The 26,294-nt window shown below is 61.2% G+C and carries 19 protein-coding genes and 1 tRNA gene; 2 read left to right on the top strand and 18 right to left on the bottom strand.

The genetic code is table 11. The features are described 5' to 3' along the window. Positions 1-158: 158 nt before the first annotated feature. From ABSB13_RS01515 to ABSB13_RS01480, 8 genes are all read right to left on the bottom strand, one after another. Positions 159-2,807 carry an SBBP repeat-containing protein gene (locus ABSB13_RS01515; RefSeq protein ID WP_428104890.1) on the bottom strand — a complete coding sequence of 883 codons (2,649 nt, stop codon included), beginning with the start codon at positions 2,805-2,807 and terminating at the stop codon, positions 159-161. Positions 2,808-3,009: 202 nt separating this feature from the next. Beyond that, positions 3,010-3,852: a tetratricopeptide repeat protein gene (locus ABSB13_RS01510; protein ID WP_428104888.1), complete on the bottom strand. Its 843-nt coding sequence runs from the start codon at positions 3,850-3,852 to the stop codon at positions 3,010-3,012. A 102-nt stretch (positions 3,853-3,954) separates the two neighbouring features. Next, positions 3,955-5,160, bottom strand: coding sequence for a Kelch repeat-containing protein (locus tag ABSB13_RS01505; RefSeq protein ID WP_428104886.1), 1,206 nt, complete (start codon positions 5,158-5,160; stop codon positions 3,955-3,957). 44 nt (positions 5,161-5,204) lie between these two features. Continuing rightward, positions 5,205-6,455: a hypothetical protein gene (locus tag ABSB13_RS01500; RefSeq protein ID WP_428104884.1), complete on the bottom strand. Its 1,251-nt coding sequence runs from the start codon at positions 6,453-6,455 to the stop codon at positions 5,205-5,207. Between the two features lie 322 nt (positions 6,456-6,777). Beyond that, complete coding sequence (locus ABSB13_RS01495; RefSeq protein ID WP_428104883.1) at positions 6,778-7,578, bottom strand: NapC/NirT family cytochrome c; 801 nt, start codon at positions 7,576-7,578, stop codon at positions 6,778-6,780. Between the two features lie 1,136 nt (positions 7,579-8,714). After that, complete coding sequence (tatA, locus tag ABSB13_RS01490) at positions 8,715-8,930, bottom strand: twin-arginine translocase TatA/TatE family subunit (protein WP_428104881.1); 216 nt, start codon at positions 8,928-8,930, stop codon at positions 8,715-8,717. 88 nt (positions 8,931-9,018) lie between these two features. Next, positions 9,019-10,443, bottom strand: coding sequence for a sigma-54-dependent transcriptional regulator (locus tag ABSB13_RS01485; protein WP_428104879.1), 1,425 nt, complete (start codon positions 10,441-10,443; stop codon positions 9,019-9,021). A gap of 13 nt (positions 10,444-10,456) precedes the next feature. Next, entirely contained in the window at positions 10,457-12,202 is a 1,746-nt protein-coding gene (locus tag ABSB13_RS01480; RefSeq protein WP_428104877.1) for a two-component system sensor histidine kinase NtrB, read from the bottom strand. 312 nt (positions 12,203-12,514) lie between these two features. On the opposite strand from ABSB13_RS01480, the gene ABSB13_RS01475 reads away from it, so the two are divergent. Further along, on the top strand, positions 12,515-15,019 hold the full coding sequence (locus ABSB13_RS01475; protein ID WP_428104875.1) for a glycosyltransferase family 2 protein: 2,505 nt from the start codon (positions 12,515-12,517) through the stop codon (positions 15,017-15,019). Between the two features lie 398 nt (positions 15,020-15,417). On the opposite strand, the gene ABSB13_RS01470 is transcribed toward ABSB13_RS01475, so the two are convergent. The 10 genes from ABSB13_RS01470 to ABSB13_RS01425 form a co-directional block, all read right to left on the bottom strand. Next, a complete protein-coding gene (locus tag ABSB13_RS01470) occupies positions 15,418-16,680 on the bottom strand; it encodes a hypothetical protein (RefSeq protein ID WP_428104873.1) in 1,263 nt (420 codons plus the stop codon). Positions 16,681-17,276: 596 nt separating this feature from the next. Then, positions 17,277-17,741 carry a MerR family transcriptional regulator gene (locus tag ABSB13_RS01465; RefSeq protein ID WP_428104871.1) on the bottom strand — a complete coding sequence of 155 codons (465 nt, stop codon included), beginning with the start codon at positions 17,739-17,741 and terminating at the stop codon, positions 17,277-17,279. Next, positions 17,738-18,031 (bottom strand): integration host factor subunit alpha, encoded by a 294-nt coding sequence (locus tag ABSB13_RS01460; RefSeq protein ID WP_428104869.1) that lies wholly within the window; start codon positions 18,029-18,031, stop codon positions 17,738-17,740. Before ABSB13_RS01460 ends, ABSB13_RS01465 begins: the two co-directional genes overlap by 4 nt. A 47-nt stretch (positions 18,032-18,078) precedes the next feature. Next, a complete protein-coding gene (gene pheT, locus ABSB13_RS01455) occupies positions 18,079-20,496 on the bottom strand; it encodes a phenylalanine--tRNA ligase subunit beta (protein WP_428104867.1) in 2,418 nt (805 codons plus the stop codon). Then, positions 20,493-21,539 carry a phenylalanine--tRNA ligase subunit alpha gene (pheS, locus tag ABSB13_RS01450; protein WP_428104866.1) on the bottom strand — a complete coding sequence of 349 codons (1,047 nt, stop codon included), beginning with the start codon at positions 21,537-21,539 and terminating at the stop codon, positions 20,493-20,495. The genes pheT and pheS overlap by 4 nt, the downstream gene beginning before the upstream one ends. A gap of 144 nt (positions 21,540-21,683) precedes the next feature. Next, complete coding sequence (rplT, locus tag ABSB13_RS01445) at positions 21,684-22,049, bottom strand: 50S ribosomal protein L20 (protein WP_423945252.1); 366 nt, start codon at positions 22,047-22,049, stop codon at positions 21,684-21,686. 60 nt (positions 22,050-22,109) lie between these two features. Further along, a complete protein-coding gene (gene rpmI / locus ABSB13_RS01440; protein WP_428104863.1) occupies positions 22,110-22,307 on the bottom strand; it encodes a 50S ribosomal protein L35 in 198 nt (65 codons plus the stop codon). Positions 22,308-22,342: 35 nt separating this feature from the next. Continuing rightward, the gene (gene infC, locus ABSB13_RS01435; protein ID WP_428104928.1) at positions 22,343-22,834 is read right to left on the bottom strand and encodes a translation initiation factor IF-3; all 492 of its coding nucleotides are present in this window, start codon (positions 22,832-22,834) and stop codon (positions 22,343-22,345) included. Between the two features lie 79 nt (positions 22,835-22,913). Continuing rightward, on the bottom strand, positions 22,914-24,854 hold the full coding sequence (gene thrS / locus ABSB13_RS01430; RefSeq protein ID WP_428104861.1) for a threonine--tRNA ligase: 1,941 nt from the start codon (positions 24,852-24,854) through the stop codon (positions 22,914-22,916). Between the two features lie 71 nt (positions 24,855-24,925). Next, positions 24,926-25,000 (bottom strand) — tRNA-Val (locus ABSB13_RS01425). A gap of 188 nt (positions 25,001-25,188) precedes the next feature. Between ABSB13_RS01425 and ABSB13_RS01420 the strand changes: the two genes are divergently transcribed. Continuing rightward, positions 25,189-26,262, top strand: a complete 1,074-nt coding sequence (locus ABSB13_RS01420; protein WP_428104859.1) for an AI-2E family transporter — start codon at positions 25,189-25,191, stop codon at positions 26,260-26,262. Positions 26,263-26,294: the final 32 nt, after the last annotated feature.

Genomic DNA, 26,294 nt, shown 5'->3' with positions numbered 1-26,294 from the left:
GGGACATTGATTAGGCGACGATACCATGATTCGCCGACGCCGCCGACCATGGCGCGAGCTGATCATCGCCAATATCGTTCTCGCCAATGCCATGCCACGATGGCCGGACGGGCGTTTCGTTCTATTGCGGCGGGATCGTTCGCGCCCGATCGCACCGCCTATGAGCCGGTGCCGGCTAGACTCACATTGTGCGGGCTTAGCAGGTCGGGGCTCGCCGTGACACTGAGCGTCGCCGTGCGCTCGACGCCGAGCACCGGCGTGAACGTCACGATGTAGGTGCATTTCGCCTTGGCCGCCAGCGTGCCGCTGCACGTCCCGCCCGTCACCGTGAAGTAGCTCGCGTCGGTCCCGGTGATGATCTGGCTCAGCGTCACCGCCACCGGCTGCTCGTTCTTCACCTTCACCGTCTTGCTTTTCTTTGCGCTCAACTTCACCTTGCCGTAAGCGATGCTGTCGGGCGATACCGTCACATCGGGCTCCCCCGTCCCCGACAGCGCCACGTTCTGCGTGCCCGTGCCCGCGTTATCGTCGAGCGTGAGCGTCGCGCTACCCGCGCCAAGCACGGTCGGCGTGAATCCGATCGCGATCGTGCACTTGCCCTTGGGCGCAAGCCCGCCCGCCGGACAGGTCGAGGCGCCGGGGACGAACTCAGGGTCGGATGAGGATACGCTGTTGATGAACAAGTCCGCCTTCCCCGTGTTCTTCACGTCGAGGTTCTTGGACACCGTGTTGCCCAGCGTCGATTTGCCCACGTCCAGCTTCTTCGGTACCGATATCGAGGTCGTCGCCACCGCGGTTGGAGTGGCCGTCACAGTCGGCGTGGTAGTCGCCGTTGCCGTCGGTGTCGGCGCGGCAGCCGGCTGGACGGCGATGAACTGAGGCTCCCCCAGTTCTGTGAGCGGACCGCTTATGGTGGCGGTGGGGGGCTCGTTGAGCAGCCCGGTGCTGCTTCCCAGCGCCGGATAGGTAAGCACGCCGTTGGCGGAATAGTCCGACACATAGATGTTGCCGCTGGAATCCAACGCGATGCCGTACGGACCGCTCAGGCCGGTGTTGTTCCCGCTGATGGTGGCGATGGGAGTCACGTTGGGATAATTGGGCTGGCTGGGGAGGCTGGCCAAGGGAGGATAGACAAACACGCTGGCGGCGCCCTCGTCCGCCACATAGATGTTGAGGTTGGAATCCAGCGCGATGCCGTACGGGTAGCACAGACCGGTGTTGCCACCACTGATGGTGGCGCCAGGGGCGGCATTGCCGATGCTCCCGGCCGTATAGACATACAAACTCTCGGTGCCATCGCAAGATCCGTCACCGTCGTCGGCCACGTAGATGTTGAGGCTGGGATCCACCACGATGCCTTCCGGGGTGTCCAACTCGGTGTTGCTCCCGCTAATGATGGTGGTGGGGGCGACGTTGCCATTGCTCCCCGCCGAATAGACAAACACGCTGACGGCGCCTTCGTCCGCCACATATATATTTTTGCTGGAATCCAGCGCGACGCCTTGTGGGTAGCTCAGGCCGGTGTTGGTCCCGCTGATGGTGGCGGTGGGAGCGGCATTGGCCTTGCTCCCGGCCGGATAGACAAACACGCTGCCGGGGCCATTGGCTCCAGGTCCGTCATCCGCCATATAGATTTTGCCGCTGGAATCCAGCGCGATGCCTTGTGGCCATCCCAGGCCGGTGGTCATGGTCGTGCTGATGGTGGCCGAACTGGGAGCGGCATTGCCCTTACTCCCCGCCGAATAGACAAACACGCTGCTGGTGTCCGCCACATAAATGTCGTCGCTGGAATCCAGCGCGATGCCTTGTGGGTAGCTCAGGCCGGTCTTGCTCCCGGTGATGGTGACGAGGGGGACCTCGTCGGGCAGTCCGACGCTCTTTCCCAGCGCCGGATAGACAAACACGCCGGTGGCGAGCGCGTCCGCCACATAGATCTTGCCGGTGGTGGAATCCAACGCGATGCCGTATGGGCTGATCAGGCCGGTATCGATCCCGCTGATGGTGGCGATGGGGGCCTCGTTGGGCAGCCCGCTGCTGCTTGCCAGCGGCGGATAGACAAACACACTCGAGGCGCTTTCATCCGCCACATAGATGTTGAGGCTGGAATCCAGCGCGATGCCTTCGGGGCTGCTCAGGCCGGTGTCGAGCCCGCTGATGGTGGCGATGGGGCTCTCGTTGGGCAGCCCGGTGCTGCTTGCCAGCGGCGGATAGACAAACACGCTGGCGGCGCTTTCATCCGCCACATAGATGTTGCCACTGGAATCCACCGCGATGCCTTGTGGGTAGAGCAGGCCGGTGTTGCTCCCGCTGATGGTGGCGATGGGGGTCTCGTTGAGCAGCCCGGTGCTGCTTCCCAGTGGCTGATAGACAGACACGCCTGGGGCGCCTGCATTCGCCACATAGATGTTGAGGTTGGAATCCAGCGCGATGCCTGCTGGGTCGCTCAGGCCGGTCATGGGCCCGCCGATGATGGCGATGGGACCGGTGTCGCCTTTGCTCCCCGCGGCGTAAATGGTGATGGTGTTGGTGCAGGCGTTGGTGGCGTAAATGTTTCCACTCGGGTCAATGGTCACAAATTGCGGTGCGGAAAGTCCGGTAGGGACGGGGATCAGCGGGGAGACGTCGCCGTTGCTCGCGGCAGAGTAAGCCGTGACGGCGTAGGAGCAAACGTCCGAAACCAGTAGGGTCGGGGTGGGAACCCCGCTATAGGCGCGGCCTGAAGAACGATGAAGGCCGACAATCGCAAACGCGAGCCCACAAAAGATCGCGATCACGCCGATCCGTACTTTTCCTGCGTACTTGTTCATTTGCTTCTCCCCCGTGTTGACGGGGAAAACAACCGGACCACTGGAACACGGCTTAAGCGAGCCTAATGATCCCGTTGGGAGGATTAGGCAACAATTATATCGGCGCCTCTAGCTACTCTAAGTTAACCTGATTGCTCTCTTAACTGGTCCAATGTTCAGCGATGCCACTTTTGACTCGGCACACTGAAGCGTGAGGGAAATTTCATCGCGACTTGCTGGCAGCAGTGCCCTTCGCCATTTCATTTGAATCTATTCGCGCCAACAGCATATCGATCCTGGTGCGAGCAGCGTCTCCAGGTGCAAGCGAGCGCGCGCGCGACAAAGCCTCACGTGCATTGGGGTTATCATTGAGCATCAGATAGGCCACCCCAAGGTTAAACTGAGCTGGAAAGGACCTCGGCGCCAGCGCGAGCGCCGCGGAGTAGCGCGCGATCGCCTCGTGCGAGTTTTGCTGGGCCATATACATCGTGCCGAGATCGGTTAGTACCTGCGCGTCTTTCGGTTTAAGCCGCAGGTAGTGCTGGTACGCCGCGATCGCTTTGTCGAGTTGTCTTTGATCGAAGCATACGTTTCCGAGCCCGCGCAGAGCGTCGAGATTGTCGGGGTCGAGTTCCAGCACGTGCGTGAACGCTTCACGCGCGTGGTCATAATTCGCGGGGTCGAACACCGCGGATCGGAAGGCCACGTCGCCGAGGCGGTTCCAGGCTGCGATGTCGTTGGGACTGGCCTTGGCCTGTTTCTCCGCCTTGGCGATAAGCGTGCCGGCGGCGTGGGCCGGACCACCAGCCATCGGATGCCCAGAAGGTAAGGAGGGCGTCGAATGTCCGGGCGGCATGACGCCAGATACCTGGCCGTTCAAAGTCGATGCACGTCCCTGGGTAGTTGGCTGCATGGCGACTTGCGAGCGGTCGTGTTTCCCGGCAGGCATAAACATCCACGTCAGGACTCCGCCGAGCAAAAATGCGCCACTGACTGCGACAATCCATGAAGCTGATAAGCCACCACGGCCAGGCCAGCTGTCGCTTGGCCGCCGGAGTTCGTCCACGCCAGCCGCATCGACGCGATTGCCGCACGCAGCGCAGAACTTCGCGCCTATCGGGAACGGTGTCTCACATTGCGAACAATCGGCCATCGGTCACTCGTCGCCCTATGGCAGCGCCGTACCATCCTGCGACGAGCGCCCCAGTTCCATGCTACCGGCCGCGGTAAACTTGCCGGTTTTGGGATTGTACAACTCAGCCGTGCCGAGTGTATTGCCGTTGTTGTCGATCCCGCCGGCGATCAGGACAGAACCCTTCTTGGGTCCCGAGGTAATCAGCACAGCCGTATGAAGCGCGCGAGCGGTGGTCATGGAGCTAACCGACGCGAAGGTTGCGGAAACAGGATCGTATACCTCGGCGCTCGCCAGCACGGCACCGGCTCCGTCTTCGCCACCGGTGATCAGGATTTTCCCGGTGTTAAGCTGGGTCGCGGTATGCAGATAGCGGGGATGGGTCATCGTGCCGGTTGCTGCAAAAGTGCCGGCCGTCGGACTGTAGAGCTCGGCAGTTTGCAGCACGTTGCCCGCAGCGTCGATACCGCCGGCGATGAGCACGTCGCCTGAATTAGACCCGGTTACGATCAGGGCGGCGGTGTGGTTTTCGCGGCTGTCGGTCATCGTCCCTGTCGCAGTGAAGGTTCCCGCGACGGGGTTGAAAAGCTCCGCCGTGTTAACGATCGAACCATCGTTACCGCCCGCGATCAGCACGCTGCCATTCTTTAACAGCGTTGCGGTGTCGAGGAAGCGGACATCGGTCATCGTGTTTGTGCAGTAGCCGGTAGTAGCCGAGACTCCTCCAAGCGTTGAGCAAGTGAACCCAGTCGCCGGATTGTACATATCCGCGGTGTTGACGATGTTTCCGGTTGTGTCCTCTCCGCCGGTGATTAGAACCCAGCCATTCGTCAGCACGGTGGTGGTATGCGCGAAACAATGGGCGTCAGTCATGCTGGTAGCGGTTGGAGTAAACCTGCCGGTTGACGGATTGTAAATCTCCGCGGAGTTGAGGCAGGTCACGCCGGTGCTGTTGCCGCCCGCAATCAACACCCCGCCGCTTGATAGCGGCGCCACCGACGCGTAGAAACGGCCCGTCGCTAAAGTGTTCTTGCACGCTCCGGCAGCAGCATTTACTCCTCCTAAAAACTTGCAGGAGAAGGCTGCCGTCTTAAAGTTGTAATACTCCGCGGTGGTCATCGGGCCATTGAGCTGATCCAGGCCTCCCGCAAGCAGCATGCCTTCGTCGCTCGAGGCAGCTTGCGCGCCTGCCGCAGGCAGCACCGCAAGCAGCCCAAAGAACAACAGCGACAACGACCACATGGCAGGTGCCCGATTGCGCTTACTTCGCTTCGATGCTCCAGTCATCATGGCCTTGCGACCACGGCCTTCAGCCGGGCCCCTTCCTCATAGCTGGCTTCTTTATAGTTGGTATCTTTACCGCTCGCTCCGTAAACCGCCTGTATCTCGCGCCACAGCGCGAGCTGGTCCGAGGTCGCGTTCAGTTCATGTGCTGATACCGCTTCCGAGGAGGACGAAAACGGCGGCAGGCTCCACCATGCGCTGTGTTGGCCGGTCATGAAAGGGATATAAGCCAAAGCGGAGGCGGCGTTGAACCCCGAGTGGCAGGTGTATTGAGTTAGGGAACCCTGTGCGCCGCACGAGTACGGTAAGTTTTCGGCGACCTTCCAGTCATGGAACCGCTCCGTAAGCCCCGCCGGAGTTCCGAACGAATCGACCGTGGTGCCGGTATTAATGGCAAATGGTGCCATGTGACAATCGATACAAGAGACCCCCGAAGCGTACATTACCTGAAAGACCGAATTCGACGCCGCGTTATGCGGATCCTGTTCGTGGCAGGTCAGGCAGAAGTCGCTTTCATACGAAACACCATTAGGGTCGAAACCCGGGAGTATCGGAACCCACGAGGCTGCCAGGGCCGGATTCGCGCCGCGGACGAGCGTAGCCGTTACGCCACCCGATACCAGAGTAACACCGGGATATCGCGCAATAATCGCTGCGCCGAGGCTGCTGCTCGGATGGCACGAACTGCACCACACGCCTGTAAAGCCTACAGCACTTGCAGCGATCGTACCTGTAGCAGTGCTCACAACTGTGACCGGGTTTTGCACCTGGCCGCTGAACACCACGCTCGTCCTGGTAGTATCTCCGAGAGTGCCGCCTGTGCCGGTCGCAAGACCACCAGGGCTAAGCCCTGTGAACGTAATTGTCGCCGCTAAGGTGTCGGTGGGGTCATCCGTGATACCGGTCACCGTCCATCCACCTATGGCCGGGGCTGGCGCCGTGGTTTCAACGTTGTTGTAGCCAGCAACGGTGTTGCCAGCGATGAATATGGTGTCACCGACTGCGATGTCCGCAAGCGGAATTCCTGGCGCCGAGAGCGTCACTGTCGCCGTGGTGCCCGATTCCGAAATTGATGCGACCCCGTACACGCTGGCCTGAAGCGGCGAGTGGCAGTTGGCGCAGAAAGTATTGTCGTTCTCGCCGTAGGTCCCGCTGGGCTGTTCCCAGCCAAGTGTAGACGTCGGATTCGACCAGCCGTTCTGCGACTGGGCGTGCCGCGAATCCCACCAGCCATGGCCGGTTCGCTCCCACATGCCCGTGGTGGTGCTATACGTAACACCGGCGGCGCGCGACGTGTGGAGGGGATTTCCCTCAGCAGCATTAAAGTGGCAGCTCATACACGTAAGGCCGGAGTAATTATAGTCGGGACGGTCCAGGTTCAGGGGAAGGGGACCGGCGCACCAACCCTGAGCATTCCACGCGAGGATCAACGCACATAGAATCGCAGCGATCCGAGCCAGTCTCGGGATTGGCAACTGCCCGTAGAGCCCAGCCGGACGAACAAAAGCCTCCGGGGGTAGCTGCGTCGGTCGCCTCGATGTGGCGGGGTTGATATTCATCATCTTCCTACTGCGCTCACATGGCGTCAATTTTCGATATCTCTCGCTCTAGTGTCTTGTACTCAATGAGCGTAGGCGCCCCGTGTGCCGGCACTGCGGCCTGTACCACTCCATTGAACGGCGGCAGGGTCCACCAATCGGTGTGCTGCTCTTTAATGAACGGGATAAGGTTCTGCGCGTCGGCTACAGTGAACGTGGAATATGTGCTGTTATGACATCCCGACACTGATCCTACCGCGCCGCAGGAGTAAGGAAGGTCCGCGCCAACGTTCCAGTCGTGAAACCTTTCCTCGAGCAGCGGCAGGCCGGTGCTGCCGCCACCGATGAACTGGTACTCCGACATGTGGCAATCGATGCACCTGACCGGACCACCGTTAGGACCGTAGGTGGTCGTCATCATAGCCCACATGGCCGAATCGTCGGTGTTGTGACGCTGCTCATGGCAGTTGAGGCATAGCAGGTCTTCCTGCGAAGTGCCGTCGGAGTTCACTCCGGTGCTCAGAGTCTGATAGGAGGCGGGATTGTTGTAGCCCTTCCAGAGATAGATGGAGACCGCCCCGCCGTCCATAGCACTTGGATTCAACGCGCCGATCTGCGCGGTGATGTTATCCGGAGGATGACACGTTGCACAGGTCACAGCTTGGAATCGCTGCTGCGGAACAGAGGGAGCATTGGCAACGGCTCCATTGCTGAAGCTTGCGGGAGCGTAAGCTTGAAGGGGCGAATGACACTTCGCGCAAAACCCGTTCTCGGTCGTGGCATAATCGGACTGCGCGTGCCGCGAGGCGAACCATCCGCTGCCCGTCAATTGCCACATGCTCGAGCAAGTGCCTGCTCCTTTCCCTGTACAGCACGCAAATGGAGCGCCGGGGGTCGTAACCCCGCCCGAAGTCGTAGGACCGGCCGTACACGAAGCGTTGACAGCGGCAGCGCTCTCAAACCAAACGCCCAATACACGCGAAGTGTGGTCGAGGCCAGGTAAGTTCCCTTCCTCTATAAAATGACAACCGGCGCACGTCTCGGGCGCCGCATAGTCGTAGGTCGGCGGCGTCAGCTCGGTGGGGAGCACAGGATAGGTTATGCCGGGCGCGACCGCCGCTAACTCGGGCGACGCCGCCGACGCCTCCGAACTGCCGCCCAGCACCCACGCCGGCGCCGCGAGCAGCAACACTACTAGTGTACCTGACATCAACGAGCGCATTCGCTCACCATCTGCCGTCGGTTCGTGTGGCTAGCCAGTACCATTAGGTGGCTCCTGAGCGGCAAACCCATCAACTCTTTGGACTGATCGGCGGTAACCCTGTCCATCTTGCCGTCTCCGTTTCAGGCGCCTGCCGTCGTTAAAAACGTTCGTTCAGCGGCTCAATGCCGGCGGTCGCACATTGTCCCGAGCGGCACAACTGTATCCAAAAGGCGATGTGGTCGTATCCGAAAGAGTCAGCATGGTTTTGGGCGCTTCGGCGACCGCCTTGTAAACCTTGGGAAAATGCCCGCTCATTAATATTTCTAAAATCATTGCTCTGTTATTTAAGCAATTTTTATGCCGAACGCAATCCGCGCGATCACAATTTGCTCTTTGATTTTAACTTCCTGATTACAAATTGTTTTTAATCCAGACAGCCTCCCTCTGCAAGATTTTCCAGACCAATTTGGTTCTGCAGAGCACCTTCAGCTCCATCAGGTACACCGATCCTCCTCGCGGCGAATACGCTGATGGCGGTCAGTGCGATCAGCGCGAACAAAATTGGATTTGATCGCGTGCGCGCTCGGGCAGTCTGCCGCACTCGCTTGTGCGGCGCGCCGGGACCGTCTTGATGTCGGGCGCATGGCGCATCCAATCAGGCTGGGCCCACGCTGCGGACGGATCGAAAGGATCGATGACGCGTGTTACGGACGCGCGTTATCGCAGGCGCATTAAGTGAATGTCCGGGAAAGTTGGCGGAGCGCGGCGGATCAGGAAATCTTGTCGGGCTTTACAACATCGGCGGCCTTCGCCTCGTCGGGCTTGGCTACCGTCTTGGCCGTATCGTCGGGCTCGTTCATCGCGCGTTTGAAATCGCGAATCGCTTTGCCCATCGCGCCGCCGACATCGCCGAGCTTGCTGGGCCCGAAGATGACCAGAATGATCAGCAGAATGATCAGCAGGTGAGTTGGCGCAAACAGATCCATATTTTTCTCCGCGCCGGCTGCCGTCCAGTCGGTCTAGCGAAAAGTCTATATCCTTGACTGCCGGATTGCCACGCCTGTTGCCATCCCCTCATGCCGAGCGCGCAGGCTCCTGATTCACCGGGAGGTCGCCGTCGAGGTGGTAGCGCTGAACCTTGCGATAGAGCGTCGAGAGGTGAATGCCGAGCACCTGCGCGGCCCTCACCTTGTCGTTTTCGACCTTGTCGAGCACGCGTTTGATATGCTCGCGCTCGAGCTCCTCGAGCGTGAGGCCCGAGTTCTCGATACTCGCCATCACCGGCGACGTGCTGCGCAGCTTGTCGGGCAAATCGTGCGAATGGATGACGTCGGTCTCGGCCAGAATCGCGGCGCGCTCGACGGCGTTTTCGAGTTCGCGGACGTTGCCCGGCCACGCGTAGTTGATCAGCAGGCGCATCGCGCCTTTGGAAAAGCGCATCGCAGTTCGCGGCAACGACTTCTCGTACTTGCGCAGGAAATGGTTGGCGAGCAGGGGAATATCGTCCTGACGCTCGCGCAAACCGGGCAGGTTGATGTTGATGACGTTGATTCGGTAGAGCAGTTCCTCGCGGAAGCGGCCGGCCTTGACCTCGGATTCGAGGTTGCGATTGGTGGCGCACAGCACGCGCACGTCGAACGCCACCGGATCGTTGGCGCCCAGCGGGTAGACCTCGCGCTCCTGGAGCGCGCGCAGCAGTTTGACCTGCAGCGCGAGCGGCAACTCGCCAATCTCGTCGAGCAGGACGGTGCCCTTGTCGGCGGCCTTGAGCAGGCCCACCTTGTCCGCCCCGGCGCCCGTGAATGCCCCGCGTTTGTAGCCGAACAGTTCGCTCTCGAGCAGGTTCTCGGGCAGCGCGCCGCAATTGATCGGCAGGAAGCGGTTGCTGGCCCGGTCGGAGCTGAAATGAATCGCGCGGGCGACCAGTTCCTTGCCGGTGCCGGACTCACCGGTGATCAACACGCTGGTGTCGGTGCGCGCGACTTTTTCCATGACGCGGAACACGCTTTCGATAGCGTCGCTTTTGCCGATGATGCTCTCGAAGCGATACTTCTCGCGCAGTTCCTGGCGCAGAAAACGGTTCTCCCTGAACAGCGCCTTGCCCTCGAGCGCGTTGCGCATCACCTTCTTCAGGTGATCGTTGGCAAACGGCTTGGTGATGTAATCGTAAGCGCCCTGGTGCAGCGCCTCGACGGCTGACTCGACGCTGGCGTAGGCGGTGACGATTATTCCCATCACCTCGGGGTCGAGTTCGCGCATCTTGCGCAGCAGATCGAGTCCGCTGCCGCCGCTGGTCAGGTTAAGGTCGAGAATCGCGAGATCGATTTTTTCTTTTTCGAAGATGTGCAGCGCGACCGCGGCGGCCGGCGCCTCCGTCACCTCGTAGCCTTCGCTGCGCGCCAGCTGAACGATGATCGAGCGCATCAAGGGTTCGTCCTCGACGATCAGCAGCCGGTACGGTCCGCGCTCCTGTGCGGTCCATGAAGCGTCGTTGTTCATCGCATTTCGATTCTCAAGACGCGGCCATGCTCGCTGCCTGCTCCGCGCGGACCGAATCCTCCGCGGCCGCCAGCGTGATGGTGATGGTGGTGCCGTGGCCGACCTCGCTGTCAACCCGAATGGTGCCCTGGTTGGACAGGATCATGCGCTGGCATAGCGACAGCCCCAGTCCGACGCCGGCGCCCGCGGGCTTGGTGGTGAAGAATGGATCGAACACGCGTTCCAGATATTCGCGCGGGATTCCGATCCCGTTGTCCACCACCTTGATAACCACCCGGCGCGATTTGTCCGCGCCCTGTCCGGCGCGCTGGTTCTCGGTGATCACCTTGATCACGCCGCCCTGGGCAGGGGAGGCGTCGGCGGCGTTGAACAGCAGATTGAGCAGCACCTGCTGAATTTCGTTGTCGTCGGCAAACGCGCGGCGCAGATCGGGATCAAGGATGGGTTCAACCTGGATGCCGCTGAAGCGGGTGTTGTAGCTGATCAGCCGCAGCGTCTCGCCGATCAGCCCGTTGACGTCCACCGGCTTGCGTTGCGCCGTGGTCGGTCGCGCGAAATTCACCAGGTCCTTGAGCGTGCTCGAGATGCGCGTGATCTGGGACAGGATGGTGTGCAGCGTGGTGCGCCGCTGGGGGTCGTTCTCGCCGGTCAGGATCGATTGAACCAGCGATGAAATCGACGCCAACGGGTTGTTCACCTCATGCGCCACGCCCGCCGCGAAGGTGCCCGCCGCCGCCAATCGCTCGGCCTTGATCAGCGAGTCGAGCATGTCGCGCCGTTGCGTCACGTCGCGCAAGATCATCTGGATGAATTCCTTCTTGCCATAGGTGATCAGCGCGATGTTTACGTCGAAGAAGAGCGGCCCGATCGGAAATTCCGAGCTCTGTGCCGATCCCTGGCGCAAAACCGTCTCCAGGCTGTCGATCACCCTTCCCCTTAGCTCCGGCGGTACGAAATCTGTGATCGGATATCCAATAATCTGCATCTTGTCATGGCCGTGGTCATACCAACCTCTGGCGGCTGCTGGCACCTCCGTTTGATGGAGCCGCAGGGCAGCCGCATTCAGCCCGGTCACGATCCAGGTATCCGCTTCGATCTCATACATTGGATCGGGCGCGTGGTCGATCGTGTTGCGGTACTTCTCTTCGGATTCGCGCAGCAACCGTTCGCGCGATTCGATGTAGAACTGCGAGACCATCAGGCGCCGCTCGTCGATTGCCGCGACCACCAGGTCGCGCACCAATTCCATCGCGGGACCGGTCATTGAGGATTTTACGTGATTGAGAATTATTTGCTTGAGCGCGATGTGGATAGTGTTGAACTGAGAGGGTTTGGCCCGCGCCAGCATCCCCTCCTGGCAATGCTTGCGCAGATAAACGTAGGTGCAAATGTCGTCGGGATCGCGCAGATGATCGCCCAGCCGGATCAGCGCATTGATCAAACTGGCTCTGCGCGCCTTTTCATCGTATTCAGCGCGGCTGTCGGTGATGGCGGCGATCGCCTCTACCCACTGGTCGACGATGCCGTCGAAGTGCCGGTCGATCAGGTCCGCCGCCTCGGCGCGTACCTGGATGCACTCGGGCGTGCGGCTCCAAATTGTCGGACCCCATAGGCGCGAGAGCGATTGCTCGATCTCAGCCAGCTGCAGCCTTATCGCCTGCAGTTCTTCGGGGGTGGCCTCAATTGGCGCGTCGGTCGTATCACGGTGTCGTTTGAACTTTGATGGCCTGCAGCATCCACAAGCAAGCAGTAGTTTCATTGCGGTAAAACCCGGTCGGAGGATTCCAACGTTGATGTGTCAACCAAATGACGTATAACATTCGCAAAATAACCAATCTAGCGTGTCGATTACGAGGAATCCTGCCTGATTTTGCAAAGGAGGCACCCTGCCTGATTTTGCACCCTGCGAATCGTTCGCTCCGAGTCCGTGCCCGAGGCGCAAATCGTACAGGGCTCATCCCAATTGGTTGGCGCGAGGTGGGCGTTTGCCGAAAAAGCCGCATAATCGCTGGGGTTTCCCGGTGGCATGGCTTTGGCACTTGGGTCCTTATCGAGAGGGCGCCTACATCAGATGCTTACCAATTCCGGTCCGGTCCAACGCGTCACCCCGCACGGTAAGTTCCTTGCCCGTGCCGGACAGAAGTTCTTTTTCAAGGCGATGCGCCTCGCCGACGTCAGCGCGACACTCGAGTTTGCTCACAAGCTCAAACTAAGAAAGCGACTCGACGACCTCAGAGCCTCGCACACCACCGGCCTGGTGCTGACCGAGGCGAATGCGCAGCCCTGCCTGGACATCGCGGCCCAGTCGGGACTGGTCGCGATGGTCGAGTTGAGAATCACGGCCGACGAGCTGACCAGCCGCCGCGGATGGAAATCCGTGGTCTCGCGGATCGCGCATACAACAAACATTTTCGCCACGCATCCGGCCCTGGCCGGTTACATCCTCAATTGCGAAATCGCCCCGGACGCGCTGCGCGCGGGCGGACTCGAAAACGCGCGGCGGCGCCTGCGCGGCGTGGTAAAGACGATCAAGGGACGCGCGCCTGACGCGATGGTCGGGATAAAGGTGCGGCCGGAAACGCGCGCCCTTTCAATCCTCGAAGAAGATTTTCTTTACGCGGAAATCCCGGCGCTCGAGCCGCTCGAGATTCGCGATTTCGTCGTCGCCTTGCACAACCTCGCGGAGGCGCGGCCGGTGGTGATCGAATTCAGACAGGCATCGCCGGGGCAGGACGAGGCGGTAGCAGTGGCGTTTGGCACGGGTGCGGCTGGCGTGGTTGCTCCTCCCGTTCCTGCTCCGGTTTCTCAAGACTGGCTTGGCGTGCGCATGATGCGCGCGTCGGATGTGATGCCGTTCGTGACGCTCAATGGCACCTGCCCGCCGCGGCCGCCGAAGACGCCGATGGTGTCGGTGGTGATTTGCGCGTACGACGCCGAGCGCACCATGCGCGATTGCCTGGAGTCGCTGCGCCGCCTCGACTACCCCAATTTCGAGGTGGTCATCGTCGATGACGGCTCGCGCGATCGCACCGCTGACATCTCGATGGACTTTCCGGAGTTCCGTCTCATTCGCCAGCCCAACAAGGGCCTCGGCGTCGCGCGCAACGTCGGGATGCATGCGGCGCGCGGCGAAATAATCGCCTACACCGATTCGGACTGCGTCGTCGATCCGCATTGGCTGACGCTGATGGTCCGCTTGATGATCGAAAACAACTTCGACGGATGCGGCGGACCGAACTACGCGCCGCACGAAGACGGCTGGATCGAAGCCAGTTGCGCCGCATCGCCGGGCGCCCCGTGCCACGTGCTGGTCGCCGAGGATCGCGCCGAGCATCTGGCAGGCTGCAACATGCTCTTCTCCAAGGCGGCGCTCGCGAAGATTGGCGGATTCGATCCGCAGTTCACGTCGGCGGGCGACGACGTTGACATTTGCTGGCGATTGCTCGACGCGGGCTTCAAGCTCGGCTTCTCGCCGGCCGCCTTCGTCTGGCACTTCCGGCGCAACACGGTCAAGGCTTACTACGGACAGCAGCGCGGCTATGGACGCGCCGAGGCGATGCTGTATCCGCGCTATCCCGAGCGCTTCAACGTGATGGGCCAAATCGCGTGGCGCGGCACGATTCCCGGCCTCGCGCGCACTATTCCGGGCGGCAGCCGCAAACGCGTGCTCTGGAATGCAACCGCAGGCGCGCAGACGATTTTCGATCCCGCACTTACCCTGGCCAGGGTTCTCCCGCAGACGCTCGAATGGACCGTGCTCTCGGCGATCGCGATTGCCGCGTCGATCGTGCTTGGGGTGTCGATCATTCCCGCGGCTGCGATGCTCGCGCTCGGGCCGATTTGGGCGCTCTACTATGCGTGGCATGCGCCGCTGGAAAAATCTCACCAAAGTTTTACCGCGCGACTTCTGATCGCGTATCTCGCTTACACGGGACCGATGGTGCGAACGATGACGCGCTACAAGACGCGGGCGAAAGCCCTGACCGGACTCGCGGGCGCCGACGGCGTGCGCCAACGCCCAACCATCAACTGGCTCAGGCGTTCGATCCGGCTGGACTATTGGAACGACGAAAGCATCACGCGTGACCGCCTGATGGACCGGATGCTGAAGCTGTTCGCGCGCAGCGGCCATGGCGCCGTCGTCGATGCGGGATGGAACGACTACGACCTCGAAGTGCGCCCCAATCCGTGGACCCGAATCGAACTCAAGACCGCCGACGAAGAGCACGAGGCGGGCAAGGTCACCAACCGCGTACTGGTGCGGATAAAGTCCACTCGAATCACCAAGCTGGCTCTGGCGGCGGGCGTGATCAGCGCGGCCGTCGCCGCGATCGCGGGACTGCCTGAGATCGCGCTTGGCCTGGGGGCGCTCACGATGGCCGGCGCGGTGTGCATAATTGCCGAGATGGTCGAGGCCGGACGCGTCGCGCATCGCGCGACCGAGCAATGCGCCACCGAACTGAATCTCGCGCCGCTCGGCGTGCTGATACGTCAGCCTTCGACTGCGGAAGCGACGGCCTCTGCACGCAAGCCCGCCCGCGCCCAACTAGCCTCGCGCGACCGCATCGCGGAATAGTTTTCTCCAGCCTCCATCCCTCGGCACCACTCCGACAGGAGAGCTGTGCGTAACCGGATGTTGGTGCTGAAGCGATACGCGCTGGCGCGCGAGATCCTTCGCTGCGCTCAGGATGACGGAAAAAAAGCAAGCGGCGCCCGTGTCATTCTGAGCGAAAGCTGCTGTAGCGAAGAATCTCGCCGGAAACTCCGGTGTCCGGCGTTAGTCGTGCCTCGCCCTGACAGGGCGAGGCCGACGCGAGTCATCGAGCGTCGGGAGCGGGTCCAAATTCCAAGTTCCTCTCGCGCCCCATTCCGTCTCACTCCGTCATCCCGACCGCCGCTTGGCTCCGGATTGCCTCGCTCTGCAAGGTTTTGCCGGTTTTGATCCACGATGCGCGGGGCCGCAGACTAATCCGATTATCGGGCCGTGACCTCTCTGGTGGCTCTTCGCGATTTAGCGTCGATGGCTTTGAGCAGGCGGTCCGACTCTACGAAGAGCAGCAGCAGGTCTGCCTGTGTGATCGGTCGCGCGTGCATTGTGCAAATCCGGATCGGGAAGAGACGATAAAATGCCTCCTGGACGCCCTCCTTTCGGAGAAACACTTCTCGAAAAGCACTATTCCAGTTATCGCGTCTGCATATGATTGTTACATAGTCTGTAAAGTCTGCGTAGAAAATCAAATCCTGTATGGGTTCGCCTCGCTCAAGGGCCACCGCTCGTTTACTTTCCCACGCTTTCCGCATCGGACCCGGAACCTGACGCTGTAACCACTGCTCTCCGAACCTGCTGACCATCTGCCGGTGGATGAAAGCTCTAAATCGGCTCTCGAGTTCAAACAACAGATCGTAGGCGAATCCCATCATAGATTCGTGATCCGTGAGAAGCTCTATCGTGACCGCGCCTTCAAGCTTGCGTACCGCCAGCGAGGGCGACCTGGGCCGGATCTCTGCCGCATCAAGAATCAGGTCGAATGCGGGCTGTGGGAAATTTGTGAGTTCGAGGTCAAAGCCTTGTCCCGCGTAGAAATCAACTCTTTCGAGAGCGTCTTCATAGACTGGTTGTGGAATTGTCACGTTCCGCCAGTCACCTAGAGACGATCGTAGGATACCCGTTAACTCAGATTCGAAGGGTTGGAAAGTCTTGAGGGCGTTTCCAATCCCGTTCAGATCAGACAAGGCTTTAAGCGAATTCAACGGAGATTCGATATTGATCCAAGCGACCTGAAAAGACTCCGCCGCCCGAAGGAAATTCATTTTTTCCGCAACGAACCTTGTGGCCTCGTGAGCAGCTTCGAGCATATTTCTAAGCGCGGCCATTTCTTCGATCGCTGGCATACGGAACCGAGCCGCGATTTGCTCAGAAATCAGTGCAAATCGTCCCATATCGCTAGCTATCGATCTATTGATCTGCTGAAAGGCTGTCGCCTGTTCAGCAAAAGATTTCGTAAGGGCAGCGAGAGGGGTTTTCAAAAGCGAACTACCCACTAGATCAGCCGCGCTAAACGACAGACGCGCCGCTTCGGTTGCCTTGGAAAGGAATTCCAGCTGACTTGAGCCTGCAATCCGGGTCATTTCTAGGAACGACTGCTGCTCGTACCAGAATCCCGAATATCGCTCGAACATTTGCGATTTTCTGAACAACTCCTCTTGCATTAATTCGATCGCTGTTTTGGTGCCCATGTCCTCCTCCACTACCTGCGCAGCCTCCGTGGCTATCGAACACTTACTGCACGTACATTCTTTTGAGAGTTATTCATTCTAGTGGTGATCCCAGCCGGAGTCGAACCCGCGTTCCCGACGTGAGAGAACGAAGGAGGCAGGTTCCCACGGAATCAAGCCGACTACCGGACGGCCGGCCGCCTCTCCCATGAAGTAACGGGCGGGGTAAGATCCGGGGTCCCTCGATTACGCAGACTTCGCTCGCGATGACAGAAAACACTACGGCCAACGACGACTATTTTTTCCCCCTTAACCACTTCTAACAGGGCGAAGCCCGGATCCGGGTTCCTTCGCTTCGCTCAGGATGACTCAAAAAAAGTCCTAGCAGGCCGTCAGGCCGCATCTTCTCCTTAACACTGGGTGCAGGGCTCAGCCCTGCTCACCCCTGCCAGTGCGTAGTCGTGAAAAGATGCGCTGCGCAGATTTTCACGACTTCTCACTGCGGGTGCAGGGGCCGCGCGCGACAACGGAGCGCGGCCTTAACATTGGGTGCAGGGGTCACCCCTGCCGGAACCCACGGTGGGTTTCGCTCTCCCTTAGCTTGGTGAGTGCGCGACTCAGTCTTCCAGAATCTTGTGGATCGATTCGAGGTCGCGGCGGACCTCATTGAGCACGCGGCGGGCTTGACCGTCGATTCCGGGAGATCGCGCCGGCGCGCGCTCCGATGACGCCGGGGACGGCTTCGCGATCGGCTTGCCGGTCATCAGCGCGTCGATGCCGAATTCCTTGATGTGCTTGTTGGCGCCTACGATCGTGAAGCCTTCGTCGTGCAGCAGGCGCTTGATGAGGCGCAGCACGTCGAGGTCCTTTTCATTGTAGAAGCGATGCTTGGTGCGGGTGTGCCTGGGTTTCAGAAATGGGAACTGGGTTTCCCAAAAACGCAGCACGTAGGTCTCGACGCCCAGCGCGCGCGCCGCTTCGCCGATCTTCAGCCCGCGCTCGGGGAACAAGGACATCGTGGCGCGCGCATCCGGCTTGGATTTTTGCCGGCGAACTGACGGCTGGCGTGGCATCGGCGTCATACCGCCGGCTTGGCGCCGTTGTTAACCCGCTCCTTCAATACCTGGCTGGGCTTGAAGGAGAGGACGCGGCGGGAGTCGATGGTAATCGGCTCGCCGGTCTGCGGGTTGCGCCCGCGGCGCGCATGTTTTTGATTGACGAGAAAGGTGCCGAAGCCGGAAATTTTCACTTTCTGACCGTGGCGCAATGAATCCCTGATGATCGCAAATACCGCTTCGACCACTTCACAGGCTTCCTTCTTCGAGGAGCCTACCCGCTCGTAGATCAGATCTACAAGATCGGCTTTAGTCATGCCCTGCGGCGTAACGATCCCCACCCGCTCGCGTTAGGCACGCTTAATTACCGCAACTCCGCCCCTAATCGCATCAGCGCCTGCTCGATCAACACGGCGTGAATGCGGTTAACCTCCTCATCGGTCAGCGTGCGATCCTTTGCACGGTAACGACAAGCCAACGCCACGCTCTTTTTCCCGGCGGCCACCGCCGTGCCCTCGTACACGTCGAACACCTCGACGCTTTCCAGCAGCGATGCGCCGCATTCCCAAATGGCTTTGATTACCATATCCGCCGGGAAATTTCGATCCAGCACCAACGCCAAATCGCGCCTGATCGCGGGATATTTTGGCGGCGGCTGGAAAGTTTTGCGCGGCGAGAAACCATAGGCAATGAGCCCACTCAAGTCAAGTTCATAGACCGCGCATGGATCGTCGAGGTCCAGCCGCATCGCCTCCGCGGGGTGCAACTCGCCAATCAAACCGATCGGCGCGTCGTCGAGCATAACGATAGCGCTGCGGCCGGGATGCAGGAATGGCGCATCGGCGCTCTCGAGAGCTTTGAACGCCACCCGCGGCGAAATTCCAATCGCTTCCAGGTACGTCTCGAGGATTCCCTTGATCGAAAAAAATCCCGCCGCGACGCTGTGCTCGCCGATCGCGGAGAGCGCGTAGGCTCCGTAGCTGACGGCGGCGAGATGATGTTGCTCGGTCGCGGCGTCGCCGTCCATGCGGAAGGTCTTGCCCATTTCAAATGCGTGAAAGGCGCGGGCCTCGCGGTTCAAGTTGAACCTGAGCGCGGTGACCAGCCCCGGTATCAGGCTCACCCGCAGTTCGCTGAGTTCCGCGGACAGCGGGTTGGTTACTTTGACGGGCCGGGCGGCGGCCACAATCCCCGAAAAGCGCGCGTTGTCGGCGGGCGCGATGAACGCGATAGTGGCGGCTTCGGTCAGGCCGCATCCCAGCATCACTTCGCGCGTGCCCTTCAAGAACTCGCGCTCGCGATTGACGGGAGCCAGCGCGGTGACGCGTTGCGGCAGCAGGGCCGGGATGTCCTCGAAGCCGCCGAGCCGCGCGACTTCCTCGATCAAGTCGGTCTGCTCGACCAGGTCGGAGCGGAACGACGGCGGCACCACCGCCAGCACACCCTTGGCGCGCGTGCTCACTTGCGCGCCCAGCGATTTGAGCCGGCTCCTGGCCACAGTCGGCGCTATCGCGGCGCCCAGCAACGATTCCATCGCGCCGAGGTCGAGCGCAATCTCGCGCGGCTCGGCTTTGCGCGGCTCGAAGTCGGCTATCGGCGACGCCTCGCGTCCGCGCGCGATCCTGCGGATCAATTCGGCGGCGCGAATCAGCGCGCCGACTTGTCCCGCTCGATCGACGCCGCGTTCGAAGCGGTAACTCGCCTCGCTGCGCAAACCCAGGCGCCGCGCCGTGCGCGCTATGGTCATCGGCTCGAAGTATGCGCTCTCGAGCAAAATAGTCCCGGTCGGATCGCCGACCTCGGAGTTGAGACCGCCCATCACGCCCGCGATTGCCAGCGGCTTGTCGCCGTCGGCGATCAGCAGATCGTTCGGATCGAGCGTGCGCGCGACGTTGTCGAGCGTGACGAACTCGCGCGTGTCGCCGGCGCGGCGCACGATGATCTTTCCGTCTGCGATTTTGCCGAAGTCGAACGCGTGCAAGGGCTGGCCGAGTTCGAGCATCACGTAGTTGGTCGCATCGACGACGTTGTTGAGCGCGCGCATCCCGCATAGTTCCAGCCGGCGCTTGAGCCACGCCGGCGAAGGACCGATCTTGATTCCGGTCATCGCGAGCGCGGCGTAACGAGGGCATAGATCGGGCGCGTCGATCGAAACCGAAACCGTGAAGCGCGCGCCGTCGGGCGAGCCGGCCGAATGCGCCGCGCGCAGCCGTGGTGCGCGCAGCCGGGCGGCGAACAAGGCCGCGACCTCGCGCGCCAGGCCCAGCACCGACAGGCAATCGCCCCGATTCGGCGTGATTTCGACATCGAGCACGGTATCGTCGAGGTGCAAATACGCGGCCACGTCGCCACCCAGCGGCGCATCGGCGCCGAGCGTCAGGATTCCAGCCTGATCCAGCGACAGGCCAAGCTCGCGCTCCGAGCAGAGCATGCCCTCGGAACGCACACCGCGAATGACGGCTGCCTCCAGCGGCGGCTGCTTGCCAAGCTGCGCGCCAACCAGAGCGAGCGGCGCCATCATGCCCGCCTTCACGTTGGGCGCGCCGCACACGACTTTGAATTGGCCTTTGGTGCCCGCGTCCACGTCGCAAAGATTCAGCCGGTCCGCGTTGGGATGCTTTTCGACGTTGAGCACCCTGGCGGCGAACACGCCCGCGAATCCGGGCGTGAGTTTTTCGACATTCTCGACCACCAGCCCCGCGTAACTGAGGCGCCGCGAGATTTCCTCGACCGGCGCGTCCACGCTGACGAAGTCGCGCATCCAACTGAGCGGAAGCTTCATCGCACACCTCCGCTCAGCGCCGGGAACTGGCTCAAAAAGCGCAGGTCGTTCTCGAAAAACAGACGCATGTCGTCAACCCCGAGCTTGAGCAGACCCGTGCGCTCGACGCCCATGCCGAAGGCGAAGCCCTGGTACTCGTCGGGATCGTACTGCACCGCGCGCATCACGTTGGGGTGGATCATTCCGCAGCCGAGCACTTCGGTCCATCCCGAATGCTTGCAGACCGGGCATCCGGCGCCGTCGCACAGGATGCAATGCATGTCGAGTTCGGCGCTCGGCTCGGTGAATGGAAAATAACTGGCGCGAAAGCGCACCGCCGTCGTGCCGAAGAACGCGCGCGCGAATTCGGTCAGCACGCCCTTGAGTTGCGCCATCGTGATGCGCCCGCGTTTATCGACCATGAAGCCCTCGATCTGCGTGAACATCGGCGAGGCGCGCACCGACAGGTCGTCGCGCCGATAGCATCGCCCGGGACAAACCACCGCCAGCGGCGGCCGCCGTTTCTCCATCACGCGGATCTGGCCGTTGGAGGTATGCGTTCGCAGCAGCATCCCGCCCTCGAGGTAGAAGGTGTCTTGCATGTCGCGCGCGGGATGATGCGGGGTGAAGTTGAGCGCCGCGAAGTTGTGGAAGTCGTCCTCGATATCCTGGGTCATCGCGACTTCGAAGCCCATCGACTCGAAAATTTGCAGCATTTTTTCGAGAATGTCGGTGATCGGATGGAGATGGCCGCGCGCGATGCGCATCCCGGGCAGCGTCACGTCGAGGCGTTTTTCATTGAGCGATTTGCTCAGCGCCGCGGCTTTGAGTTTCTCGCTCAGAGCCTCGATGCGCGCTTCGACTTCGCCCTTGATCTGATTGATGAGCTGGCCGATGGCGGGACGCTCCGCATTGGGGACTTCGCGCATCCCGCGCATGATTTCCGTAAGCTCGCCCGAGCGGCCGAGCACGCGCACCCGGACCGCGTCGATCTGCGCCTCGCCGGCGTCGTCGCCGAGTTCCGCCATCGCACGGCGCCTGATTTCCTCGAGTTGTTCTCTCATCGTGCTCTTCCCCGGCCGTCCAGCTCAGTCTCGCCATTCATCCGTGGTGCCATATTGCACCCACTGAAAAACCAAAAACAAAAAACCACGTGGGCGAACGACCCACATGGTTTCCTGGTGCGCGGCCCCTGGAACGGCGCGGCTCTATGCTGCTTGCAAGCCGAGCGCGCTCTTGGCGGTGCGCACCAGCTCGGTAAACAATCCGTCGCGCTCCTGCGCCAGCTTCGCGAGCATCTTGCGATCGACCTCGACGCCCGCTTTCTTGAGCCCGTTCATCAGGCTGCTGTACGAGATTCCGCTTTCGCGCGCCAGCGCATTGATACGCGCAATCCATAGCGTGCGGTAATCGCGCTTTTTCTGCTTGCGATCGCGATAGGCGTAGGTGAGGCCCTTCTCGAGGGTCGAGCGAGCCTGCCGGTAAAGTTTGCGCCCGCCGACGAAGCCGGAGGCGAGCTTGAGTTGACGCTTATGACGGCGGCGCGTCTTGGGTCCGCCTTTGGCGCGAGGCATCGGAGTGGTGAAATCCTTCCTTGGTAGATATCGGGTAAGTTAATTCTTAGTTGGCCGCGCTCAACCGTACGGCATCATTATCTTAATTTTTTCGGCGTCGGCCTTGCCCAGGATACCGGTCCTGCGCAGCCGCGCTTTCTGTTTCGGATTTTTGGCCGAGAACATATGGCGGGCATACGCGTGTTTGAACTTGACCTTGCCGCTCTTGGTCACGGAAAAGCGCTTGGCCGCGGTACGGCTGGTTCTGATTTTCGGCATACGATGGTCGCTTTGCTTCTTTCCTGAACTTTTTTCTATCGCGGCGTCAGCAGCACGGACATGTTGCGTCCTTCCATCCGGGGCGTGCCTTCCGCCTGCGCGATTTCCGTAACCTGCGCGATGATTCTCTCGATCAGCGCCCGTCCGAGTTCCGGATGGGTAATCGCGCGGCCGCGGAACGAAACGGTGAGCTTAACACGATGACCTTCACCGATAAAGCGCTTGATGTGATTAACTTTGAAGTCCACATCATGCTGCCCGGTCGCCGACCCCATCTTCACTTCCTTGATCATGCTGATGGTGTGCTTCTTGGAGTCGTGCGTCTTTTTCTTCTGCGAGTACCGGTACTTGTCGAAGTCGGTGACCCGGCACACCGGCGGCGTCGCTGTCGATGAGACCTCGACCAGGTCCAGGCCGCGGCTCTCCGCCACTTTGATCGCCTCGCGCAGCGGCAGGATTCCGACCTGGCTGCCGTCGGCGTCGATTACACGGACTTCTTGAGCGCGAATCAGGTTATTGACGCGAATCGCGGGCTCCCTTGAGGGCGGGGTTCTGAAATCTCTTCGGATATGACACCTCCTCCGGCTTGGTGGCCGGATGAACTTCCTAAGCCGGGATCGGCTCCTTCTTCAATAGCTCGACCAGCGCCGCCAGCGGCATCGCATTGCTCTTCTCGCCGCGCAGCAGCCGCACCGACACCGATCGATCGGCGGCCTCGCGCTCGCCGACCACAATCATATACGGCACCTTGGCCAGTTCGGCCTCGCGAACCTTGAAACCGAGCTTCTCGTTGCGGATGTCGCTGTGGGCGCGCAGTCCCTCGCGCCTGAGCAGCCCGGTGACTTCCTTGGCGTAGTCCTCGACCTTTTCGCTAAGCGACAGCACCCGCACCTGCTCCGGCGCGAGCCACAACGGCAGCACGCCGCCGGTATGCTCGATCAGCACGCCGATAAAGCGTTCGAGCGAGCCCAGGATCGCGCGATGAATCATCACCGGACGCTCTTCGGCGCCGGCGCGGTTGGTGTAGGTCAGGTCGAAGCGCTCGGGCATGTTGGGATCGAGCTGTATCGTCGCCACCTGCCACTTACGCTTGAGCGCGTCGGAAACGTAAATCTCGATCTTGGGGCCGTAGAAGGCGCCCTCCTTCGGATTTATCTCGTACGCGATTTCGTTGCGCTTCATCGCGTTGCCGAGCTTGGCCTCGCTCATCTGCCATTGCTCCGCGGTGCCGAGATGATGCTCGGGCATCGTCGCCAGCTTGAACTCGACGCGCTCGAAACCCAGCGCGGCGTAAACCTCGCGAACCATCTGCAGATTCAGCCCGATTTCGTCCTCGATCTGATCTTCCCGGCAGAAGATGTGCGCGTCGTCCTGCGACATCGCGCGCACCCGCATCAGGCCGTGCAGCGTGCCCGAGCGTTCGGCGCGATGCAGCCGGCTGAACTCCGCGATGCGCAGCGGAAGATCGCGGTACGAGCGCTTCTCGGCGCGGTACACGAAGGTATGGCCGGGGCAATTCATGGGCTTGAGCCCGTAGCCGTGATGCCATCCTTCGGGGCCGGTGTCGATAGTGTTCGTCGCGCTGTCGGGATCCGGCGAGAGAAACATATTCTCGCGGAAATTTTCCCAATGCCCCGACGTATTGAAAAGCTCATTCTTGAAAATCAGCGGCGTGACCACCTCGTCGTAGCCGTAGCGCCGGTACAGGCGGCGCATGTAGTCGACGAGCGCGTTGAAGATGATGACGCCCTTGGGCAGGTAGAACGGCGAGCCCGGCGAGATCGGATCGAAAATGTACAGGCCCATCTCGCGGCCCAGCTTGCGATGGTCGCGATGGCGGGCGAGCTCGACGAGTTTCAGATGCTCCTCGAGCGCCTCCTTGCTGGCGAACGCGGTGCCGTAGATGCGCGAGAGCATCGCGTTGTGCTCGTCGCCGCGCCAGTACGCGCCCGCCACGCTGGTGAGCTTGAACGCCTTGAGATAGCGGGTCGAGGGGACGTGCGGTCCGCGGCACAGATCCAACCAGTCGCCCTGGCTGTAGATCGATACGTGATCGTCGGGGATGCCCTGGATTATCTCGACCTTGTATTTCTCGCCCATCGCCGAGAACTTGCGGATCGCGTCCTCGCGCGACACTTCACTTCGCTGAATCTTGTGGTCGGCCTTCACCAACTCGCGCATTCTGGCTTCGATCTTCGGCAGATCCTCGACCGTGAACGGCGCGGCGGGCGCGAAGTCGTAGAAAAAGCCGTCCTCGATAACCGGGCCGATCGTCACCTGCGTCCCGGGATACAGCGATTGCACCGCCATCGCCATCAGATGCGCCGTAGAATGACGGATTGTCTCGAGACCCTCGGGCGAGTCCGCAATCACCGGCTCGACCGACGCGTCGTGCTCGAGCTTGTGCGTGAGATCGACCACCTTGCCGTCGATGCGCGCGGCCACCAGCTCGCGGCTTGGAATCCCGTCCAGTACGTCGCGAACGATAGTGCCAACCGGCACGACGCGGGATTCGCCGCCGACGGTTACGGTTACTTTGGAACTCATCAAGCGAAGATTCTAATCATTGCGGGAAACTGGCGGGGCGAAATTCGCGCGCGCGGCTGTGGGCACGGACCTGGTAGGCACGGGCGGGATTGAACCGCCGACCTCTTCCGTGTCAAGGAAGCGCTCTCCCACTGAGCTACGTGCCTTCACGGGCGAGGCGTGTTGAGTAGATACATCAAGCAAACGCTGACGGTAACCGATCTTGCGCTCGCGGGCAACCGAAAAACCGCGCGTCCCGATTCACCGTCCCGCGGCAGGCGACGATAGCGGCGGCATCTGCTAGCATTTCGCGCCGAGTATCGCATCCCGACGGATCGACGCCACGGCCACGAGAATGGAACGCGAACGCATAGTGCAGCTTTTCTTCTTCGGCTTTCTGGCCGTGATGGCCTACGAGCTGTACGAACTGCTGTTGCCGTTCCTGACCCCGCTGGTGTGGGGAATCCTGCTCGCATTCATGGCGCATCCCGCGCTGATCGAAGTCGAAAAGTACGTCAAGCGCCGATCGCTGTCGACGGCGATCATCAGCATTATCGTCGGGCTTGGCGTCATTCTGCCGGCAATCTGGGCCTCGGGCCGCCTCGTGGTCGAGGCGCAGACGCTTTACACGCAGGCCACGGAATTGGTCAATAGCGGGGGCGTGACGAAGCTGCACGACTGGGCGGTCCACACCGATCTCGGTGCATGGGTCTCCAAAAAAATGGGCGAACGCGGTTACAAGCTCGACGAGGAGCTGCCCAAGCTCACGCTGCAAGCGGCGCAGATGACCAGCAATTTCGTCGCCAGGAATGCGACCCAGGCCGCGAAAAACATCCTCTCGTTCATCATCGACTTCGGTATCGCGCTGCTCGCGTTCTTCTACATGCTGCGCGACGGCGACTATTACTACCGCGGCCTGCGCGACCTGACCCCGCTGCATGAAGACGACAAGAAAGCGATTTTCGACACCCTGCGCACCACGCTTTCGTCGGTGATGCGCGGGCTGATGCTGTCGGCGGTGCTGCAGGGCGTGACGATCGGCGTGGGCATGCTGATCTTCGGCGTGCCGTACTGGCTGTTCCTTGCGATCGCCTCGGCTGCCGCGGGACTGATGCCCATCGGCGGCACCGCGTTGGTATGGATTCCCGCCACACTCTACCTGGGCCTTGCCTCGGGATGGTCGGCGGCGGTCGGCCTGGTCATCTGGTGTTCGATCGCGCTCGCGGTGATCGACAATTTCATCAAGCCGCTGGCGATGAAGCACGGCACCGGCCTGCCCACTATCGCGCTGTTTCTCGGGATTCTCGGCGGACTCGAAGCGTACGGTCCGCTCGGCCTGTTCCTGGGCCCCGCGATCATGTCGGTGTTTGCGTCGCTGCTGCGCGTCTATAGAAAGGAATACTCGGGCAACCGCAAGGAAGCCGCCTGAGCGCCCGGCCCGCACCCAGCTCGTCCGGAGAA

The sequence above is a fragment of the Binatus sp. (SeqCode) genome, assembly GCF_050013435.1.
Classification (GTDB): domain Bacteria; phylum Desulfobacterota; class Binatia; order Binatales; family Binataceae; genus Binatus.
The sequence above is the reverse complement of the archived record's forward strand: the minus strand, read 5'-3'. Positions and strand labels throughout refer to the sequence as shown.